The 16,366-nt window shown below is 45.4% G+C and carries 18 protein-coding genes and 1 pseudogene; 8 read left to right on the top strand and 11 right to left on the bottom strand.

All coding sequences use genetic code 11. The annotated features are described in order from the left end of the window. Window positions 1-52: 52 nt before the first annotated feature. The 6 genes and pseudogenes from H2C83_RS06585 to ku all read right to left on the bottom strand — a co-directional run. A pseudogene (locus H2C83_RS06585) lies at window positions 53-337 on the bottom strand (cell wall-binding repeat-containing protein); the annotation flags it as partial. A gap of 30 nt (window positions 338-367) precedes the next feature. Beyond that, the gene (locus H2C83_RS06580) at window positions 368-847 is read right to left on the bottom strand and encodes a cell wall-binding repeat-containing protein (protein WP_181738993.1); all 480 of its coding nucleotides are present in this window, start codon (window positions 845-847) and stop codon (window positions 368-370) included. Window positions 848-876: 29 nt separating this feature from the next. Then, entirely contained in the window at window positions 877-1,011 is a 135-nt protein-coding gene (locus H2C83_RS18100) for a hypothetical protein (RefSeq protein ID WP_281364109.1), read from the bottom strand. Between the two features lie 91 nt (window positions 1,012-1,102). Next, entirely contained in the window at window positions 1,103-1,780 is a 678-nt protein-coding gene (locus tag H2C83_RS06570) for an N-acetylmuramoyl-L-alanine amidase (protein ID WP_181738989.1), read from the bottom strand. A gap of 128 nt (window positions 1,781-1,908) precedes the next feature. Further along, window positions 1,909-2,271 carry a YhjD family protein gene (locus tag H2C83_RS06565; RefSeq protein ID WP_181738986.1) on the bottom strand — a complete coding sequence of 121 codons (363 nt, stop codon included), beginning with the start codon at window positions 2,269-2,271 and terminating at the stop codon, window positions 1,909-1,911. A gap of 67 nt (window positions 2,272-2,338) precedes the next feature. After that, window positions 2,339-3,208 (bottom strand): non-homologous end joining protein Ku, encoded by an 870-nt coding sequence (ku, locus tag H2C83_RS06560; protein ID WP_181738984.1) that lies wholly within the window; start codon window positions 3,206-3,208, stop codon window positions 2,339-2,341. A 173-nt stretch (window positions 3,209-3,381) separates the two neighbouring features. Between ku and H2C83_RS06555 the strand changes: the two genes are divergently transcribed. Continuing rightward, the gene (locus H2C83_RS06555; protein WP_181738982.1) at window positions 3,382-3,957 is read left to right on the top strand and encodes a hypothetical protein; all 576 of its coding nucleotides are present in this window, start codon (window positions 3,382-3,384) and stop codon (window positions 3,955-3,957) included. A gap of 458 nt (window positions 3,958-4,415) precedes the next feature. Here H2C83_RS06555 and H2C83_RS06550 read toward each other — a convergent pair whose 3' ends face one another. Further along, the gene (locus tag H2C83_RS06550; RefSeq protein WP_181738980.1) at window positions 4,416-5,828 is read right to left on the bottom strand and encodes a helix-turn-helix domain-containing protein; all 1,413 of its coding nucleotides are present in this window, start codon (window positions 5,826-5,828) and stop codon (window positions 4,416-4,418) included. A gap of 218 nt (window positions 5,829-6,046) precedes the next feature. Between H2C83_RS06550 and H2C83_RS06545 the strand changes: the two genes are divergently transcribed. From H2C83_RS06545 to H2C83_RS06530, 4 genes are all read left to right on the top strand, one after another. After that, on the top strand, window positions 6,047-6,301 hold the full coding sequence (locus H2C83_RS06545) for a hypothetical protein (protein ID WP_181738978.1): 255 nt from the start codon (window positions 6,047-6,049) through the stop codon (window positions 6,299-6,301). 179 nt (window positions 6,302-6,480) lie between these two features. After that, complete coding sequence (locus tag H2C83_RS06540) at window positions 6,481-6,708, top strand: hypothetical protein (protein ID WP_181738977.1); 228 nt, start codon at window positions 6,481-6,483, stop codon at window positions 6,706-6,708. Between the two features lie 638 nt (window positions 6,709-7,346). Continuing rightward, window positions 7,347-7,640 carry a hypothetical protein gene (locus tag H2C83_RS06535; protein ID WP_181738975.1) on the top strand — a complete coding sequence of 98 codons (294 nt, stop codon included), beginning with the start codon at window positions 7,347-7,349 and terminating at the stop codon, window positions 7,638-7,640. 27 nt (window positions 7,641-7,667) lie between these two features. Beyond that, window positions 7,668-7,877: a hypothetical protein gene (locus H2C83_RS06530; RefSeq protein ID WP_181738973.1), complete on the top strand. Its 210-nt coding sequence runs from the start codon at window positions 7,668-7,670 to the stop codon at window positions 7,875-7,877. A 343-nt stretch (window positions 7,878-8,220) separates the two neighbouring features. Here H2C83_RS06530 and H2C83_RS06525 read toward each other — a convergent pair whose 3' ends face one another. Next, the gene (locus H2C83_RS06525) at window positions 8,221-8,553 is read right to left on the bottom strand and encodes a hypothetical protein (RefSeq protein ID WP_181738971.1); all 333 of its coding nucleotides are present in this window, start codon (window positions 8,551-8,553) and stop codon (window positions 8,221-8,223) included. Window positions 8,554-9,385: 832 nt separating this feature from the next. Here H2C83_RS06525 and H2C83_RS06520 point away from each other — a divergent pair. The 3 genes from H2C83_RS06520 (at window position 9,386) to H2C83_RS06510 (ending at window position 13,464) form a co-directional block, all read left to right on the top strand. Beyond that, complete coding sequence (locus tag H2C83_RS06520; RefSeq protein ID WP_181738969.1) at window positions 9,386-10,567, top strand: glycosyl hydrolase family 18 protein; 1,182 nt, start codon at window positions 9,386-9,388, stop codon at window positions 10,565-10,567. 232 nt (window positions 10,568-10,799) lie between these two features. Then, on the top strand, window positions 10,800-11,003 hold the full coding sequence (locus tag H2C83_RS06515; RefSeq protein ID WP_181738967.1) for a copper ion binding protein: 204 nt from the start codon (window positions 10,800-10,802) through the stop codon (window positions 11,001-11,003). Between the two features lie 31 nt (window positions 11,004-11,034). After that, window positions 11,035-13,464, top strand: a complete 2,430-nt coding sequence (locus H2C83_RS06510; protein WP_281364108.1) for a heavy metal translocating P-type ATPase — start codon at window positions 11,035-11,037, stop codon at window positions 13,462-13,464. Window positions 13,465-13,557: 93 nt separating this feature from the next. On the opposite strand, the gene H2C83_RS06505 is transcribed toward H2C83_RS06510, so the two are convergent. From H2C83_RS06505 to H2C83_RS06495, 3 genes are read right to left on the bottom strand one after another with little or no spacing between them, the layout of a single operon-like run. Beyond that, window positions 13,558-14,433: a diacylglycerol/lipid kinase family protein gene (locus tag H2C83_RS06505; protein WP_181738965.1), complete on the bottom strand. Its 876-nt coding sequence runs from the start codon at window positions 14,431-14,433 to the stop codon at window positions 13,558-13,560. A gap of 13 nt (window positions 14,434-14,446) precedes the next feature. Next, window positions 14,447-15,253, bottom strand: coding sequence for an SDR family NAD(P)-dependent oxidoreductase (locus H2C83_RS06500; protein ID WP_181738963.1), 807 nt, complete (start codon window positions 15,251-15,253; stop codon window positions 14,447-14,449). Window positions 15,254-15,265: 12 nt separating this feature from the next. Continuing rightward, on the bottom strand, window positions 15,266-16,354 hold the full coding sequence (locus tag H2C83_RS06495) for a class II aldolase/adducin family protein (protein WP_181738961.1): 1,089 nt from the start codon (window positions 16,352-16,354) through the stop codon (window positions 15,266-15,268). Window positions 16,355-16,366: the final 12 nt, after the last annotated feature.

Here is a 16,366-nt window from a genome sequence, read left to right as displayed (position 1 = left end):
TTCTTTTGTCAACAGCCTCGCGCTATCTGGGTGCAGATAGCGCCAATTGTTTTTATTGTACATAAGAGCCAATTTTATATTCTACTTGTGGCGAAACGGAATAGGTTCCACCCAGGATATAGGCGTTGTCCAGTTCGGTTTGATGAGCCTTGAGGTAAGCTTCAACCGATGTGTCCAGTTTGCTGCTTGGTGTGAGCAGAATCGGCGCTCCCGTAGCGGAAGCGAGCGGACCTCCGGACAAGGCGTCCGCAAAGTTATCTCCGCGGGCAAAAACAGTGGTGTTGGGACTCAGGTTGAAGTAGTTGGCAATATTGACGCCCACTTCATAGCGATTTGCACCACCGAGGCGAGTTACCGATTTTCCGGATTAAGCCAATGAATTTTTCACGATATCTGAAACAGTTCCTGGTCCGCCCACGATCACATACTTCGTAATTTCCGGATGATTATTGATGAAAGCTTGGATTTCCGCCGGAATTTTGTCTGTGGATACCAGCAAAATCGGCATTTTATTTTTCCCGGCCACTCCTGACACAGAAAGTGCATCCGGGAAGGTCAGTCCGCTGGCAATGATTGCTGTGTCATTGCTGCTTCCCTCCATCACTTTTTCCGCGATCGAGGCAGATACCGCAAATCGGTTTGGTTCGGCAATCCGTTCAACCGTGGTTACACCCAGATTTTTTAATTGGGTTTCCACGGTGGTCGAAACGGAGCCCGTCCCTCCCAGGATGATCGCTTTGGATGGGTGGCGGCGGGTAATCTCTGCTTTAATCTCTGTTGGCAGAGAAGAAGTAGAGGTTAACAGGATGGGTGACGCTGATTTTCCTGCCAGCGGCCCGCCTGACAAGGCATCGGTATAAAGATCGCCGCGGGCAATCAGGATGGTTCCGATGAAACACCAAGGGTATTCATCTCTTTGCTGACATTTGCCGATACTTCAAACCGGTTTGCTCCTGTCAGACGTTTGACGTTGTCCGAGGATTGCATGGCTGCTTTGACATCGGCTGCCAATGTCCCTGTTTGTAATTTTGGTTTAACGTAGGAACCAGGGCAGTTGGTCGCTGCGCGTGGCAACAGGCCATGACCGGTTAAGGTTGGGACATTATAGTCCCTTGGGTACAGTGGGATCACTGTATTCGTAATTGCGGACAAAGTCCTTTTTGGCAGCTGGGTCAATATTCCAGTATCCTGCTGTATAAGCCAGCATTTGCACCAGCGAGTTGCGCGCCTGCGAAGTAAGGGCCTTTTGATCGTAATTGCCAATCATGGAAACGCCAAAGCTGCCATAGTTGAAAAAGTAGGCATGGTCTCCGACGACGCCTTCTGTTAACACATCGCCGTCTTTTCCCTTGCGCCCTTCATAGATGGTGCCGTTTGGAGCAATCAGGGCGTTATAGGCGATATCTCCCCAACCTCGCCCTCCCTGGCTTGCGGGTTTGGCGTGATATGCATAAATCGCACGAATCGCTGCTTCGTAATCAGGGTCCGAATTGGACGTGTTTGTATGGTGAACGACCATATGCGTGACAGTTTGATATTCCCGGGGCCAGACTTCCTTTCCGGTTGTGTCATAGCGAAGGGATTCATCCGCCCCCCAATTCGCACGGCTTACAACGTTTGGCTTGCTTGTTGCCGCATCTGCATCATCAAACAGGGTTTTCCATAATGACTTCTTTGCTGCGATTTTTTGTTCATCGCGGGAGTTTACAAAAAAGATGCGAATATCCTTGACGCGCGGATCAACGTTTTCTTTTCCTTCTTTTGGAATAATCTGTATCAAAAAAAGGCCGATGATTGATCATCAGCCTAAAGACTACAGAAAAGTTATTCACAGCATTATTTTTGAACAAGGCACCATACCCTTGCCAATATAAAAGTGGTTGTCTTATACAGCATCTCACTTTTTTGTCAATGCTTCCTGAGTCCTGCATATGCTCTTAGCAATTCTTCACATTCTACACGCATCAGTCGGTTCAGGTATTCCATTTTAAAAAGGTAACCGTTGTATTTGTATTCCACGATCCGTGTCTCTTTCTCTTGCCGGATCTGGACAATTTCCCCGTGGGATTGAATGTATTGCCGCAGTTTGACCAGATCCTGATGGATGCGGTATGAAAGGCGATCCAGCCATTCATCATACACCCTGCCCAGTTTAAGGGTTTTGATCGGCAAACGGTCTTTGACAATGGCAGCTTCGACTGCCTGCAGGTGAACGTAACGTTTCAATCTGTCCTTAAACTGGTCATGGTGCTTGTCATAGATGGGGGACATCCTCATTCCTCCATGAAAAGAAGCAGCTTATCAGGATTTGAAAAACATAAGGGTTTTTTCCGGTCTGTCAGATTTTCCGTCTGCGCCGTTTGGGTTCTGGACTGTTGGCACCCGCGAGATCCGGTTCTCCACCGACGGCCGCTGTGCCCGGTCTGGCATTCGTTTTCGGCCCCTGTGCTTTCAGGCTTTGTTGCAGGGCTTCCATCAGGTCAACGATATTGCTGGCCCGTTCGGTTTGTGGTTCTTCCACTTCTTTATTCTGGATTTTGGACTCGATCAGTTTTCTCAGCGCCTCTTCGTAATTGCTTTTGTAATCGTTGCGGAAACTTTCGCTGATCTCCCCGATCAATCTGGTGGCCATTTGCAATTCGTTTTCCGTCACTTCTGTCCCGGCAATCGCTTCAATTCCGGGAACTGACTCAACGGCACGGATTTCAGCCGGATAATGGATGATATTCAGGACAAGGCAATCTTTGTGAATGCGAATAACCGCCAGATGTTCGCTGGTGCGGAAGGCAACCTTGGCCACGGCAATTTTTCCTGTCTGTTTCATTGCTTCATACAGGAGTTTGTAAGGCTTGCCGCCGTAATCGCCGGGACCGAGATAGTAGGTTTTTTCGTAATAAATCGGATCGATGCTGTCCTGATCCGTGAAATGAAGAATTTCGATGGTGCGCAAGGTGGGCAGGGGAAGTTCCTTGATATCATCATCGGTGATGATAATGTAATTTCCCTTGGCATACTCATAGCCGCGAATGATCTCTTTTTGTTCCACTTCCCGATTGCACACGGGGCACCATTTCCTGTATTGGATCGGATGCTTGCATTCTTCATGCAGGCTGCGAAAACTTGTCTTGTGATCATCTGTTGCCTTGTACAGGCTGACAGGAATATTCACCAATCCGAAACTGATACTTCCTTTCCACATAGACCGCATTTTGATGATATGCTCCTTTTTACGTTTCTTTTGCTCTTATCTTGCCCCATGTGGCCGTCTGTCACTCGAAGGCCATGCTGCTTCAACCTGCCATAAAATGACAGTCTCCTGAATAAATACGGCGGAAAAAGAGAAAAATATCCCCCAAATTTCAATGGACAGGGTTGTGGAAGATGAAGGAAAGATTGGGGGCTCTCGAGAAAAAAGCCAAGGGAACCATTTTTCAGGAAATTGTTGAGGAACAGATCGAGCGTTACAAAAAGGAAAAAGAACTGGAACTGAAAAGGACAACCATTAATAACAAATGGATTGACCAGGCTGATGAGTTGCTGAACCTGTATGAAAAAATTTGCGACAAATATGAGCCGCAAATCGAGCCGTTTGTGGCAAAGGTGGAGTTTGTGGACCGGAGAGATGAAGACGGAGAGGTGATGCTGTCCGTCACCGATTTCAGGGACAAAACCATTTCCCTGAAATGTGCTGATTTCCACACGCTGGATGACTATGGGAAACTGGAAGATGACCAGTTTGTAAAGAAACTGGATCAGGAGAAAGAAGAAGGAGGAGTGGAATTTTTTTTCGAGCGGGATAATCCTATCAAAAGAGTAACACACTCTGAAATCTTTCAGGCCGATGACCCGTTGGCCAAGCTCGGAGAAGTAGTGGAACCTCTTTTTAAGGACCTGTTTCAGAAAACGTTCGACCTTGAATCCTTGATGGAGAAAGAAACCAGGGCAGGAGATTCGTAAATCCTCCTTCTGAATGTCGTGAATGTCGTCAGTATGCTGCCGGAGAGATGGTTTAACTGAGATTAAAGTCAATTGGGGAGCGATTCTTTGCCCATCAAAATCTTTCTGAGTTACATTCAAAGGATGTTCATCTTTACCTTTTTGCAAAGTTTAAATCCCCAACTACTGGATCAAACGCTGAAATGTATAAAACGCAGGTTTTGTCCGTATTTTGGAAGGGGATTTTGTTGGATGATGCCTGTCTGTTTTTAGGTCTTTTCTTCCAACTGAACTTGTTAATAGAGAACAGAAACTGTATTGGTTTTTTCAAGCGCCATTCTTATCTGACTGCCCATGAACGCAAAACGGGAATCGTATCTGTTCGATTCCCTTAAGCATTCCGTCAAAAAGAGGCCATCGTTTGAACCGATGGCCTGCTGGCTTATTCATCAATAAAGTCATATAAGGATGATAACAGTTTAGAGATCCGGCGGATCACCAGCGGAGTGACGTTTTGTCTGACTAAAATAATAGGGCATTGCACTTTCACCTCCTTTTCTGTTAAAGAGCGCCTCTACATTGGATTCAAAAAAATCAAATACATATTCTTGAAAGCCCGGATTGCCAATCGTTTTCAGATAATGCCCCAATTTTAAGAGTAATTGGTTTTTTTGCTTTGTAAATCCGCTTTGTTTTGCCAGTTCAAGGGCGTGTTTCAGGCATTTTATGGCATGAGCGCTATTGTTCTGATGTATGTAACATTCGCCCAAACCCATCAGAGCTTCGGTTTCCTGGTAAGCATCGTTTGTTTTTTTACTGATGGAGATCGCCTTTTGAAACATTTTCTCCGCCTTGCTAAATTTCTTCTTTTTGGTATACAGGTTGCCCAGCTGGGTATTGGCATAAGAGAGCAGATATTCCCGTTGGATTTTGTTTTTCAGTTTTAATGCGGTCAGAAAACAGATTTCTGCCAGATGAAGTTTGTTCTTGTTGCTGTAAATGCTGCCCAACGTTGTCCAAAGTTCGCAAGACCGGTCATAAGCTTTGTCGATCCGGGCCAGTTCAATGCCTTTTTTGGCATGGATGATGGCATTGTTTGTCATATTTCCTTTCGCCCATATCGTTGCTTGTAATTCATAAGCATTTAGTATAATTTCTCTGCTTTCAATGAAGCACGGTTTGCCCGAATTTAGTGAGTTGAGCTTATCCAGGGCGCTTTGGGCATCCTCCAGTCGATTCAGCTTTTGTAAAAAAATAACTTTGCTTACCAAAAATCCAGCTTGTAAATAGGACCTTCCCCCATCAATAATAAACGACGATTCGCCTTTTTTGCAATACTCTAATGCTTTGTTCAAATCATTATTTGCATATTCCAGTTTGGCCAGTCCAAAATAACTGGCCGCTTTCAAATTGCTGCCAATCATTTCCGGATACTTGTCATCTACCAGGCGTATGGCCTGGAAAAAATATTTGTTGGCTCTTTTGAGATTTCTTTTATAGAGATAATATTTTCCTTTCAGGTAATAGATATCTGCGTCCAGAGGGGAACCATTCGGCAACCCGATGCTTCTCAGCTCTTCCAGTCCCTGTTCGGGAGCGGTTAAATCAATAATGGTTTCCAAGGCGATCAGGCGCAGCTTCATTTCTTCCTCCAATTCTTTTGACGCTTCTTTGTTGTCCTCCACATAAAATTCCTTATAATCGCTTTCCCTTATTTTCAGTTTGTTCAGCAGATATCTGATTTTCTCCTCACTGATTTCGGGTTTGCCCGTCTCAATATAACTGATGACTACCTGGGAAATGTTTTCGTCGGCGAGATCCTGCTGGCGCAGTCGTTTGGCTTTTCTGGTCTTCTTGATAAATTTGCCTATTTCAATTCGGTCAAATTCCATTATAATCCCTTCTTAAAAAAATTTTTCTGAAATGCGATCTATTTTAATTAAATATTTCTTCTATATTTGAAGTTATCCTGCTTATAAAATAAATCTATCTGTTTATAATAGGTTTTTTAGTATTTTATTTATTTATAATAAGTGAAGCTAAAGACTAATATTAATTATTTGATTATTGATATATAAATATTATAAATTATCAGTATAGGGGGGATGTGATGTTTTTCACGCATAATATTCGTAATGTGTTTGATGAGATAAAACAGCAAACCGGGTCTCCTTACAGGGTGTTCAGGTATCGATGCAACAGCGGGGTGTGCCGATGCCAGCTTGAAACCGGCAATGGCGAAAAAATCTCCATTCCTTTATCCAATCTGGTTGAAATGGAGATTATGAAGGGTAAACACGCGAAACGGGTGATTGCCGGCAATTCCTATGATATTTTCAGCGACCAGAAACGGAAGACGGTATAACAGGTGTGGAATGGAAAGTTATTTTTAAATGGCATAGAATCATAGGTTGGCAGAAAAAACAAGAAAATCAGGGCACCGTGATATCAATGAAAAATTTTGAATTATTGGCTATTTAGTATCCCTCTTAACAAAAAACTTGTATGTGGCGATGGTAACTCGAATCTGAAAATCAATTTAAAGTGAAAGAGGTATTGATCATGTCGATTCGCTATTGGTATGATCAGACAAACCAAAAGCTTATCGTCCAGCATTGTGCGAGCAGAAAGACAAAAGTGATCAAAAGTCCGGTCAAGATTGATCGCTTTTGCAAAGCCCAGGGGATTACGCTCGACGAATGCAAACAAGTTCAAAGCGGAGAGGACCGGTTAGGCATGTTTAACAGGCCGTGGAAGTTGTGGAAATGGTAGAGTGCAGATTGGCATACAAAGATAGCGCCAGACCAAAACCATAAAAGGATGATATGGAGAGCCTCTGCTGACGGTAGAGGTATTTTTGTTATAAAAATCACATATCTGTTGGGGAAATCCTGTACGATAGGCAAGTTTTCAACAACCGCGAACATCCTGAACGTCGGAAAAATTCCGGGAGGTGTTTGCAATCGTATCGGGAGAAGAAAAACCAAAGATACTGAGGAAAACGTTCCGGTAAACCAAAATCCTTGGTCTGCAGGTTTTTTTATGGGAAAGGCGAGGACGGTCCAGTATTTCTGCAAAAAAATTTTTTGCAAAAATCGGGCGAGGGGATTCCGATTTTCGGTTTATCTCATAAAAACTGCCAAATATCTGGTCTTTTTGGCAGTATATTATGATAATCATTCTAAATATCTGGAATAAAATATAAGAAAATACGGTTATTTCAGAAATTTGCCACTATTCGTCATGGGTTATATACTAAAAACAAGCAAAACATCGCCTGTTTAACGGTTTGTGTGTTGTCTGATCATAAATCATTATTCAATCAGTTCTGCATCGGAGAAAAAGATTGGATGGAGGTCGGTATTGGTGAGTCAAGAAAAAAACGTTTTTTACAGGAGAAGTGTGTATAAATGGAGGAAATGAAAACGGTTGAAACACTCTATCTGTTTTGGATTAAATGCAAGGATTGTGAAACAGTAATCAAATCGAATTGTTGCCAGACCGAAAAGCCTCATCCAGGGCAACGGTTTGTGTGCAACAGTTCCAAATGCCGGGAAGAACAAAAAGAAGTTTTGAGTTATTCGGAATTTAATGTCATCAATGATGTGCGCCAGCAAAAGATCTGGCTTCAGGATACACCGTATGCCGGGAAAGATGTACAGTCGATCATAACCGGTATGGTTACGGTGGCGCGAAAAGGATGAATTCAAAGTGAAAGAGGTAGTCTGATTATGTCGATACGATACTGGTACGACCAGACCGATCACAAGATTATCGTCATACACTGTGCAAGCGGAAAGACTAAAGAGATTACAAACCTGTCCAGGATCAAGCGCTTCTGTGAAGCACAGGCGACAACGCTGGAAGAATGCAAACAGGTTCAATTCGGCGAGGATCGGTTGGGGCTGTTCAAGCGTTGGAAGTTATGGAAAGTGAAATAATGAATCTACGGGAATGAAAGGATCAGTAAACGGATCATCCGTTTACTGATCCGATTTTTATTTTGCGCCTGTTTTCCAGGTTGCCGCGCATCGCAGCAGTCTTCACTTTAAGGCGGGTGCTTAGGCGTCCTTTGCCGATTTTGTCCCTTTTGCCAGGAATGGAGCAATCTCGTGGAAATAGAAAAGGTTACCAATCCTTTGTTCCGATCGGTAACCTTATTCAAAATTTGAATAATTTTAAATTATGTATTTAGACTGCTGGTGGTTCGCCACAGCAAAAGTGCATTTCTCTCACCCCCACAGTTGTTTTTTATATTATTGGCGATAATTTATTAAAATCCTTCTATTCTTTGTAATTTTTTAAATAAGCGGTTCCGCAGATTCGCAGAATGGCTTCTGTCAAGCCGTGGTACGAGGCGGATTTTTCGTTAAATAATTCTTTTAATCGATGCTTTTCAGCACAATGTTTGCAAACTTTGATGCCATCTTCAAAAAGGCCTTCCTGGTCTTCGACGATCCGGATATCGATCCGGTGTGTTTTTTTGTAACATAATGAACAGCGATCCATGACTTCCGTCAAATGAGGCTGGGGGTTATAGTTTAATAATTGCTGAATGATTTTCTCTTCTTTATCAGCAATTAGTCGGATTTTTGCTTTCCATTGTGACTCCTCCACAAGCGATCTCCCTTCTTGAACAATAATTCTCAGACAAAATTTTATAACTTTTGTTACTTTTATACAACTGATCTTTATTATTTTTTGCGGAAAAAGTTTTCCACAAGCCTGTTGGCGGCCATGTTCCTAGAATAAGATTTTAGAGATTGTTTTGCTACAGAAAGCAATTTCAGGCAGATGGCATTCCCAAGAAATCAGCTCCTGTCATCAAACAATTTTATTTTAAAATATTATAAAAACACACTAAAAAATAAGTTTTCCTAAACCAAAAAGCCGTCTTTGATCAAGCAACGATTTCTTCTTTAAATTTAACCTGATTATATTTTATTTTTAATATATTCTGCGGAATAGGCGGCCTTTAAACAGAGCAAGCAGAATGGCAAGAAGCGTGACAATCGACTGGTGTGCCTCCCACGAGTCAAGCTTTCCCAGTTGCATCCGGACATAGCCGCGGGCCCCTGTATTCAATTTCTGACCATATCACTGGATGGGAATAGCAAGTTTCCAGGATTAACTTGAAAAATTTTTTGGTTTTAATCCGGTGTTAACGTCTGTTCCTGGAAGCGGACAGAGAAATTGCTGCTGCTGGTTGTCCGATCCGGACAAGGTTGCATCCGTAATTGCACCAAAACAGATCCAGCGGGAATATTTGGATTTCGGTGCCCATCCCGGATCTCGAAAGCCTGCTGTCATTTGGGCATTACAAGGAATTGGCCCTCATTTTTTCCAATCCGAAAGTCAATTAAACCATGCCGGAAAATTAGCGGTGCATAAAAAGAGAAATCCGAAAGATATTATAGATAATCAATTTTTTCCAACAAAGGTGATCAATATGAGAAAACCCTTTTTAGCTTTTTTAGTTTTTATCTTTTTATTGGCAGGCTGTAATGGATTAAACCAGACAAGTCCTGACCGGAACAATCCCCAGCAAATCAGTAACCGGGCCGCCCAGCCGGAAAAAGTTCCGTTAACCAGCAGAGGAAGGGTTTTGCCGGATGAGAGGGGTGAAAACGAGCTTGACTTGAAAGGAAAGAAAAAGCCAATCGAAAGCATTGGCTTTTTGGAACCGATTGTTCCCGAAACAGCAGTCAGTGATGTGAATGAAGCAGCCCGCGACTTGACGTATGTTGCTTTCTTCAGTTATCAGGTCAAGCCGAATGGGGATCTGATTCCGTTAAAAGATGAAGCCCCGCTGGCTGCTACCCGTCGTAACGGGGCCATTCCGATGCTGGTGCTGACCAATTTTGCCGATGGAAATTTCCAGCCTGATCTGGCGCACCGGATTTTTACGGATCGACAGGCATCCAGACGGCTGATCCAAAACGTGGTTACGGTGATGAAACAAAGAGGATATCGCGCTCTTAATGTAGATTTTGAGCATATCTATGAAAAGGATCGGAAACTGTATAACGGCTTTTTGGAGACAATTTTGCCGAGGGTGAAAAGGGAAGGATTCACTGTTTCGACAGCGTTGGCGCCCAAAAGCAGCGATACGCAGTCGGGTCCTTGGCATGGAGCGCATGACTATGCTTTTCACGGGAAAGTAGCAGACTTTGTGATTTTAATGACGTATGAATGGGGATGGACGGGCGGGCCGCCAATGGCTGTGGCACCAATCCCGCAGGTTCGCAAGGTTGTTGACTATGCGGTAAAGAAAATTCCTCGCGAAAAAATTGTCATGGGAGCTCCCCTGTACGGTTACGACTGGATATTGCCGTACCGTAAAGGAGGCCCTCCGGCCAAGCGAATCGCCCCGCAGGAAGCGGAGACATTTGCTAAAAACAGGGCGCTGAAAATTGAGTATAACAACCGGGACGATGCCCCTTTTTTCTATTACTGGGACAAGCAAGGGAAAAAGCATGTTGTCTGGTTTGAAAACGAACACAGTATGCAGGCCAAATTCAACCTGATCAAGGAATACGGCTTACGGGGGATCAGTTACTGGGTACTTGGCGAAGATTTCCCGAAAAACTGGTCATTACTCCGGGAAAACTTTCAGATTCGAAAGTATTGATGAAAGAAGCCGTTTTAAGGGAGCAGCCGCAAAACAGGGCTGTTCCCTTTTTCTGAGGGAAGATTGAAAAACCGGTTGAAGAAAGGAAATGGACGGATTATGTCGAAAATAAATCAGGTATATGATGGAAGTAAGGTATACCTCAGGATATTTCAGGACTTTTTTGCATACAATAGGGGGGTATACTATAATAAGGATGTAAGGAATGAATTTAATGATGGAGGAGACTGTTATGAAAAAAGAAACCATCCGTGTTGAAGGAATGTCTTGCAATCATTGTGTGAAAGCGATTGAAGGAGCATTAAAAAGAATCGGGGTCGAAGCAAAAGTGGATTTGGGAAGCGGGACCGTAAAAGTTTCCTATGATGAACAGTCTGTTGATTTATCCAAAGTGAAAGAAACGATTGAGGACCAGGGATACGATGTCGTAGCATGATTTTGATGAAGATGACTGGGAGGGGTGGAAATTGTCAGAAGACCTCCGCCACTTAAAAACGGTTCGCCTGCCGGTAGAAGGAATGACGTGCGCGGCATGTGCAAACCGGATTGAAAAAGGACTTTCCAGACTTGATGGAACGGAGTCGGCAAATGTTCATTTTGCACTGGAAGAAGCAAGCGTTACCTATGATCCGGAGCGGATCAGCCTGTCGGATCTTGAAAATAAAATCAAAAGCCTCGGCTATGAGGTGCGTAAGGAAAAAGCGGAACTTGAGATTTCGGGAATGACCTGTGCAGCCTGCGCCAGCCGGATCGAAAAGGGCCTCAACCGGTTGGCCGGTGTGGATGAGGTTTCTGTCAATCTCGCATTGGAAACAGCAAGTGTGACCTATTATTCCGGAGAAGTTGAGGTTTCCGATCTTGTCAGGAAAATCGGGCAGCTGGGGTACGGGGCAAAACCCAAAAGCGCCGAAAAAGCAGGGCCGGATCATAAGCAGAAGGAGTGGAACAGAAAGAAGCTGCGGTTTCTTTTATCACTCCTGCTCTCTTTGCCGCTCATATGGACGATGATTGGGCATTTTTCTTTTCTTTCTTTTCTATGGCTGCCTGAGTGGCTGATGAATCCCTGGATTCAGCTGGCCTTTGCCACTCCGGTTCAGTTTGCAATCGGTGCTCCTTTTTATAAAGGGGCCTGGAATGCGCTGCGCAACAAAAGTGCCAATATGGATGTTCTGGTTGCGCTCGGAACCTCGGCCGCGTATTTTTACAGTCTGTTTGCCATGCTGACACTGCCGGCTTCAATGGTTCACGAGCGGGGATTGTACTTTGAAACCAGTGCTGTCCTGATCACCCTGATTTTACTGGGAAAACTTTTGGAGACACGCGCCAAGGGAAAAGCATCAGATGCGATTTCCAAACTGATGGAGCTGCAGGCGAAAACCGCCCTGGTGATTCGGGATGGTCAGGAAATGACAATTCCGGTTGAAGAAGTGAAGGTTGGCGATCTGGTGATTGTCAAACCCGGTGAACAGATTCCGGTTGATGGGGAAGTGGTAAAGGGCAGTTCGGCCGTTAACGAGTCGATGCTAACCGGGGAAAGCGTTCCGGTGGAAAAACAGGTTGGGGACAAGGTGATCGGTGCGACCGTAAACCAGCATGGGCGTCTTGTCTTCAAGGCAACCAAAGTAGGGAAAGATACCACACTTGCCCGGATTATCCGGGTTGTCCAGGAAGCACAGGGATCAAAAGCGCCGATTCAGCGGATTGCCGACCGGATTTCCGGCATATTTGTCCCCATTGTGGTAGGAATCAGTTTTCTTACTTTTTTAATCTGGTATTTCCTGCTGGAACCGCATTTGTTTGCTGAAGCGCTGGAAAAAGCGATGGCTGTGATGGTTATTGCCTGTCCCTGTGCGCTGGGATTGGCTACCCCCACTTCAATCATGGCCGGTTCGGGCCGTGCGGCGGAATGGGGAATCCTGTTCAAGGGTGGGGAACATCTGGAGCGGGCGCAACAGACCACAATGGTGATCCTGGATAAAACGGGAACGGTTACTCATGGAACACCGGAATTGACGGATATCATTATTTCCGGTAACCGGGATAGAGGAATGGTATTACGGCTGGCGGGCGCGGCGGAAAAAAATTCGGAGCATCCGCTGGCACAAGCGATTGTGGAAGGAATAAGAAAGGAGAAGATCCCGTTTGACGATCCCCAGTCTTTTGAAGCGATTCCCGGTCTAGGCGTAAAAGCCGAGGCAGACGGGCGAAACATACTCATTGGAACCCGCCGCTTGATGAATCAGTCCGGCATGGATACCACCCATATTGAAAAACAGTTGGTTCAACTGGAAGAAGAGGGAAAAACAGCGATGATTATTGCGGTGGACCAAGAATGTGCGGGAATTCTTGCTGTGGCTGACACCGTGAAAGAGACTTCGCGTTCTGCGATTGAACGACTGCGCCAGATGGGACTGAAAGTTGCCATGATTACGGGGGACAATCGGCGTACGGCTGAGGCAATTGCCAGACAGGTGAGCATTGATCTTGTGTCGGCAGAAGTTCTGCCGGAAGGGAAAGCCGAGGAGGTTCACAGGTGGCAACAACAAGGGGAAAAAGTGGCTATGGTTGGCGACGGGATCAATGACGCTCCGGCGCTTGCCACTGCGGATATCGGGATTGCGATCGGAACGGGAACGGACGTTGCCATGGAGACAGGAGATATCACCTTGATGAGCGGAGACCTGAAACATATAGCCGATGCGCTGATGATCAGCGGGGAAACGATGAAGAATATCAAGCAGAATCTTTTTTGGGCCCTGGCTTACAACAGTTTGGGCATTCCCGTTGCTGCCATGGGTTTGTTGGAACCCTGGCTGGCCGGAGCGGCGATGGCATTCAGTTCGGTCTCGGTCGTGTTAAACGCATTGCGTTTGCAGCGCGTGAAACAGCCGCAATAATTCATGAAAAAACAGAAAAAAATTGGAAGTTCTATACTTTTTGTTCTTTCCTTTTTTCTTGGAAAGAATCATTTCCCGGTGCGGTGAACGCCGTTACAGGACGGTCAGCGATCGCGGTACGACTTTCACAGTAATTGGTGTTTCTTTCAGAATTTCTCCATCTACATGGGCTATAAATGAATGTTGCGGTGAAATGGTAAATTCTTTTCCCCGATGAAGCACCACGGATCGGTGTTGAACATGTTTTCCGGAATAGGCGGTGGGAAACAGGCGAAGGAACTGGAAAGAATTCAGGTTTTGGATACAGCACAGATCGAGCAGACCGTCGTTGTTCTGTGCCTGGGGACAAATCTTGATTCCGCCGGCATAGTTTGGAATATTGGAAATGGCGATCAGCCATACATTCTCATACTCATACTGAACTCCGTCCACGGTAATGGTTACCTGCCGGGGAGTAAACGACCGAAAGATTTTCAAGGCTTCAATGCCATAGGTCAAACGGCCAAACCATTGCTTCTGCCATCTGCGCAACTGGACGGCATCTGCCACCAGGGCATCAAAGCCCGTACCGCCAAAGCTGATCATGTAGCGGTTATTTATTTTTGCTGTATCTACCTGGTATGTCTCATGTTTCAATATGCGTTTCAATGCATATTCCGGATCAAACGGAATCTGGTGTCCCAAGGCGAAGTCATTGCCGGTTCCGGCAGGAATAATGCCCATGGGAACGGAAGTCCCGATCAGGCCGCTGCCCACTTCGTTGATGGTGCCATCTCCGCCAATGGCGACGATTGCCTTGAGTCCGGGCAGATGTTTGACTTCATTGACGATTTCGGTCGCATTTCCCATACTCTGCGTGAACCGAACCTGATAATCAAGATCCAGTTCATGCAGTCGCCTTTTGATATAAGCCCATACTTCCTGTCCACGGCCGTTACCCGATACGGCATTGACTACAAAAAAGTGCATGAAACATTCCACCTTATGATTTGGATATATGTTGGAAAGTTGATTTCCGGTTTTTGATGTTCAGCCGGCTGTACAACTGTTTTGTAAGCGCCAGAAAAAGGGAAGGAAACCAGTGTCTCAGTTTCAGCGCCCATTTCAGTTTTTTGGGGATGATTACGATTCGTGGCCGCTGAATCATTTTCAACGTTTCCAGGGCCACATCTTCGGCATCCAACATTTGCCTGGCAATAAGGGAAGGAAAGTGATGATTGGGGTCTTCTTCCCCGAAAAACGGAGTCCTGACCGGTCCCGGACAGAGAACTCCCACCTGAATGGCGGGTGAGTACTCCAGCCGTAAAGATTCGGAAAAGCCGATTAAGGCAAATTTGGTTGCACAGTACCCCGCCAGATTTGGAATACCCGTCAGACCGGCCATGGATGAGATATTGATGATCCGGCCACCGCCATTCTCCAGCATATGTGGCAAGACATGATGGATCATTCTTACTGTCCCCAGAAAATTGGTTTCCATCATTCCCTGATAATCTTCCAGGGAAATGTCCAAGGCGTCGCCAAATCGTCCATAACCGGCGCTGTTGATCAAAATGTCAATGCGGCCAAATTTTTGTATGATCTGATCAATCAGTTTTTTCACATCTTCCTCTCTGGTGATGTCACATGAAAGGACGGCTCCTTTATTGAGTTCCTGTTGGAGTTGGTGAAGTCGCGCTAAATTTCTGGCTGTCAGAATCGGGAAATATCCTGCAACGGCCAATTTTCTGGCGATGGCTTCGCCAATGCCGCTGGAAGCTCCTGTGATCAAGACAATAGGTTCGGACATCGGCAAGCCTCCTTAACTCATCGGAACCTGTGGAATGATTTTTCCGTCAATTCGTTCAAAAATATCCTCCAAATTTCTTCCCGTAATCGTGAGCCCGTGATTTTTCAAACCGATGACTGCTCTGGCCGGGTCTTCGGCTTCCCGAACCAGGTCGGCTACCGCTTCAGCCAATTGCACTGTTCCACAGGGATAGTTGATTTCCGTGGAAGGGACGCCTTCCATCCAGGCATGGATGTGAACGATCGCGCCAACTTCCGGATGTTCATTATAAATCATCCAGTGCTCGATGGCATCCACGGAGACGCGTTTGGGCTCCACATTGGAAGGAACGCTTAATTCCATGGCTGATTTCTCTTCATCATATCCTTTGACCAATAAGATATCTCGCCCGATTTGACGAAGATTCGCCTTATTTACGCCACTTGCGCTCATCCAGAAATGATTTTCTTCCTGCCGGGCGCTCAGGTTGCCGTAACTCAGCCCGCCAATGCCGTACAGGCGCTTGATGTGGCGGAATTCCTTGGGAGACAGCAGTTCCTGAATCGGAAAAGGTGCCGGAAGCAAATTCATTTCATCCAGCTTTTTTCCGGCATGGTAGAGGCTTTCGCTGATTTCATCACCTTCCCACAGTTCATCGGGAAGATCGGGATGAAAAATATTGTCGATGACCAGGCGGGATGTGGCTAACGGACGCAGACGTTCAAAGACTTCCTGAAAATACCGGTTATCCTGCTCAGAACCGGAAAGGGCATAACACCCCTGTTCCAGGGTAATGAAATGAGTGGTGGCGGGATTGCCGGAACGGTCGATGTAAATCATCAGATTGCCTAACGAGCGGATCAGGACCGGATATCCGGCGTGAAGAATGCTGGAAGCAGGCTGGTCTGATTCAGTGATGGTTACCACAAATGTCCCGTTTCCTTTACGCCGGAAATGTTTCGGCTGTTTCGGGTCAACAAAGTTGAGTACCAATTGAAGGTCGGGAAAATCAGGTTTTATCAGCTGATAACCGTTTTTTTCCATTTTTTCCTGGATGCCTTCTGCGAAATATTCCAATGTCGGTGTTCTTTTCCAATCGCCAACCATTGCAAAATGGTTCATCCGTTTTCACCC

The organism is Thermoactinomyces mirandus (assembly GCF_013868055.1).
GTDB classification, from domain to species: domain Bacteria; phylum Bacillota; class Bacilli; order Thermoactinomycetales; family Thermoactinomycetaceae; genus Thermoactinomyces; species Thermoactinomyces mirandus.
Note: the sequence above shows the minus strand (reverse complement) of the source record. Positions and strands in the feature narration are given on the sequence as shown.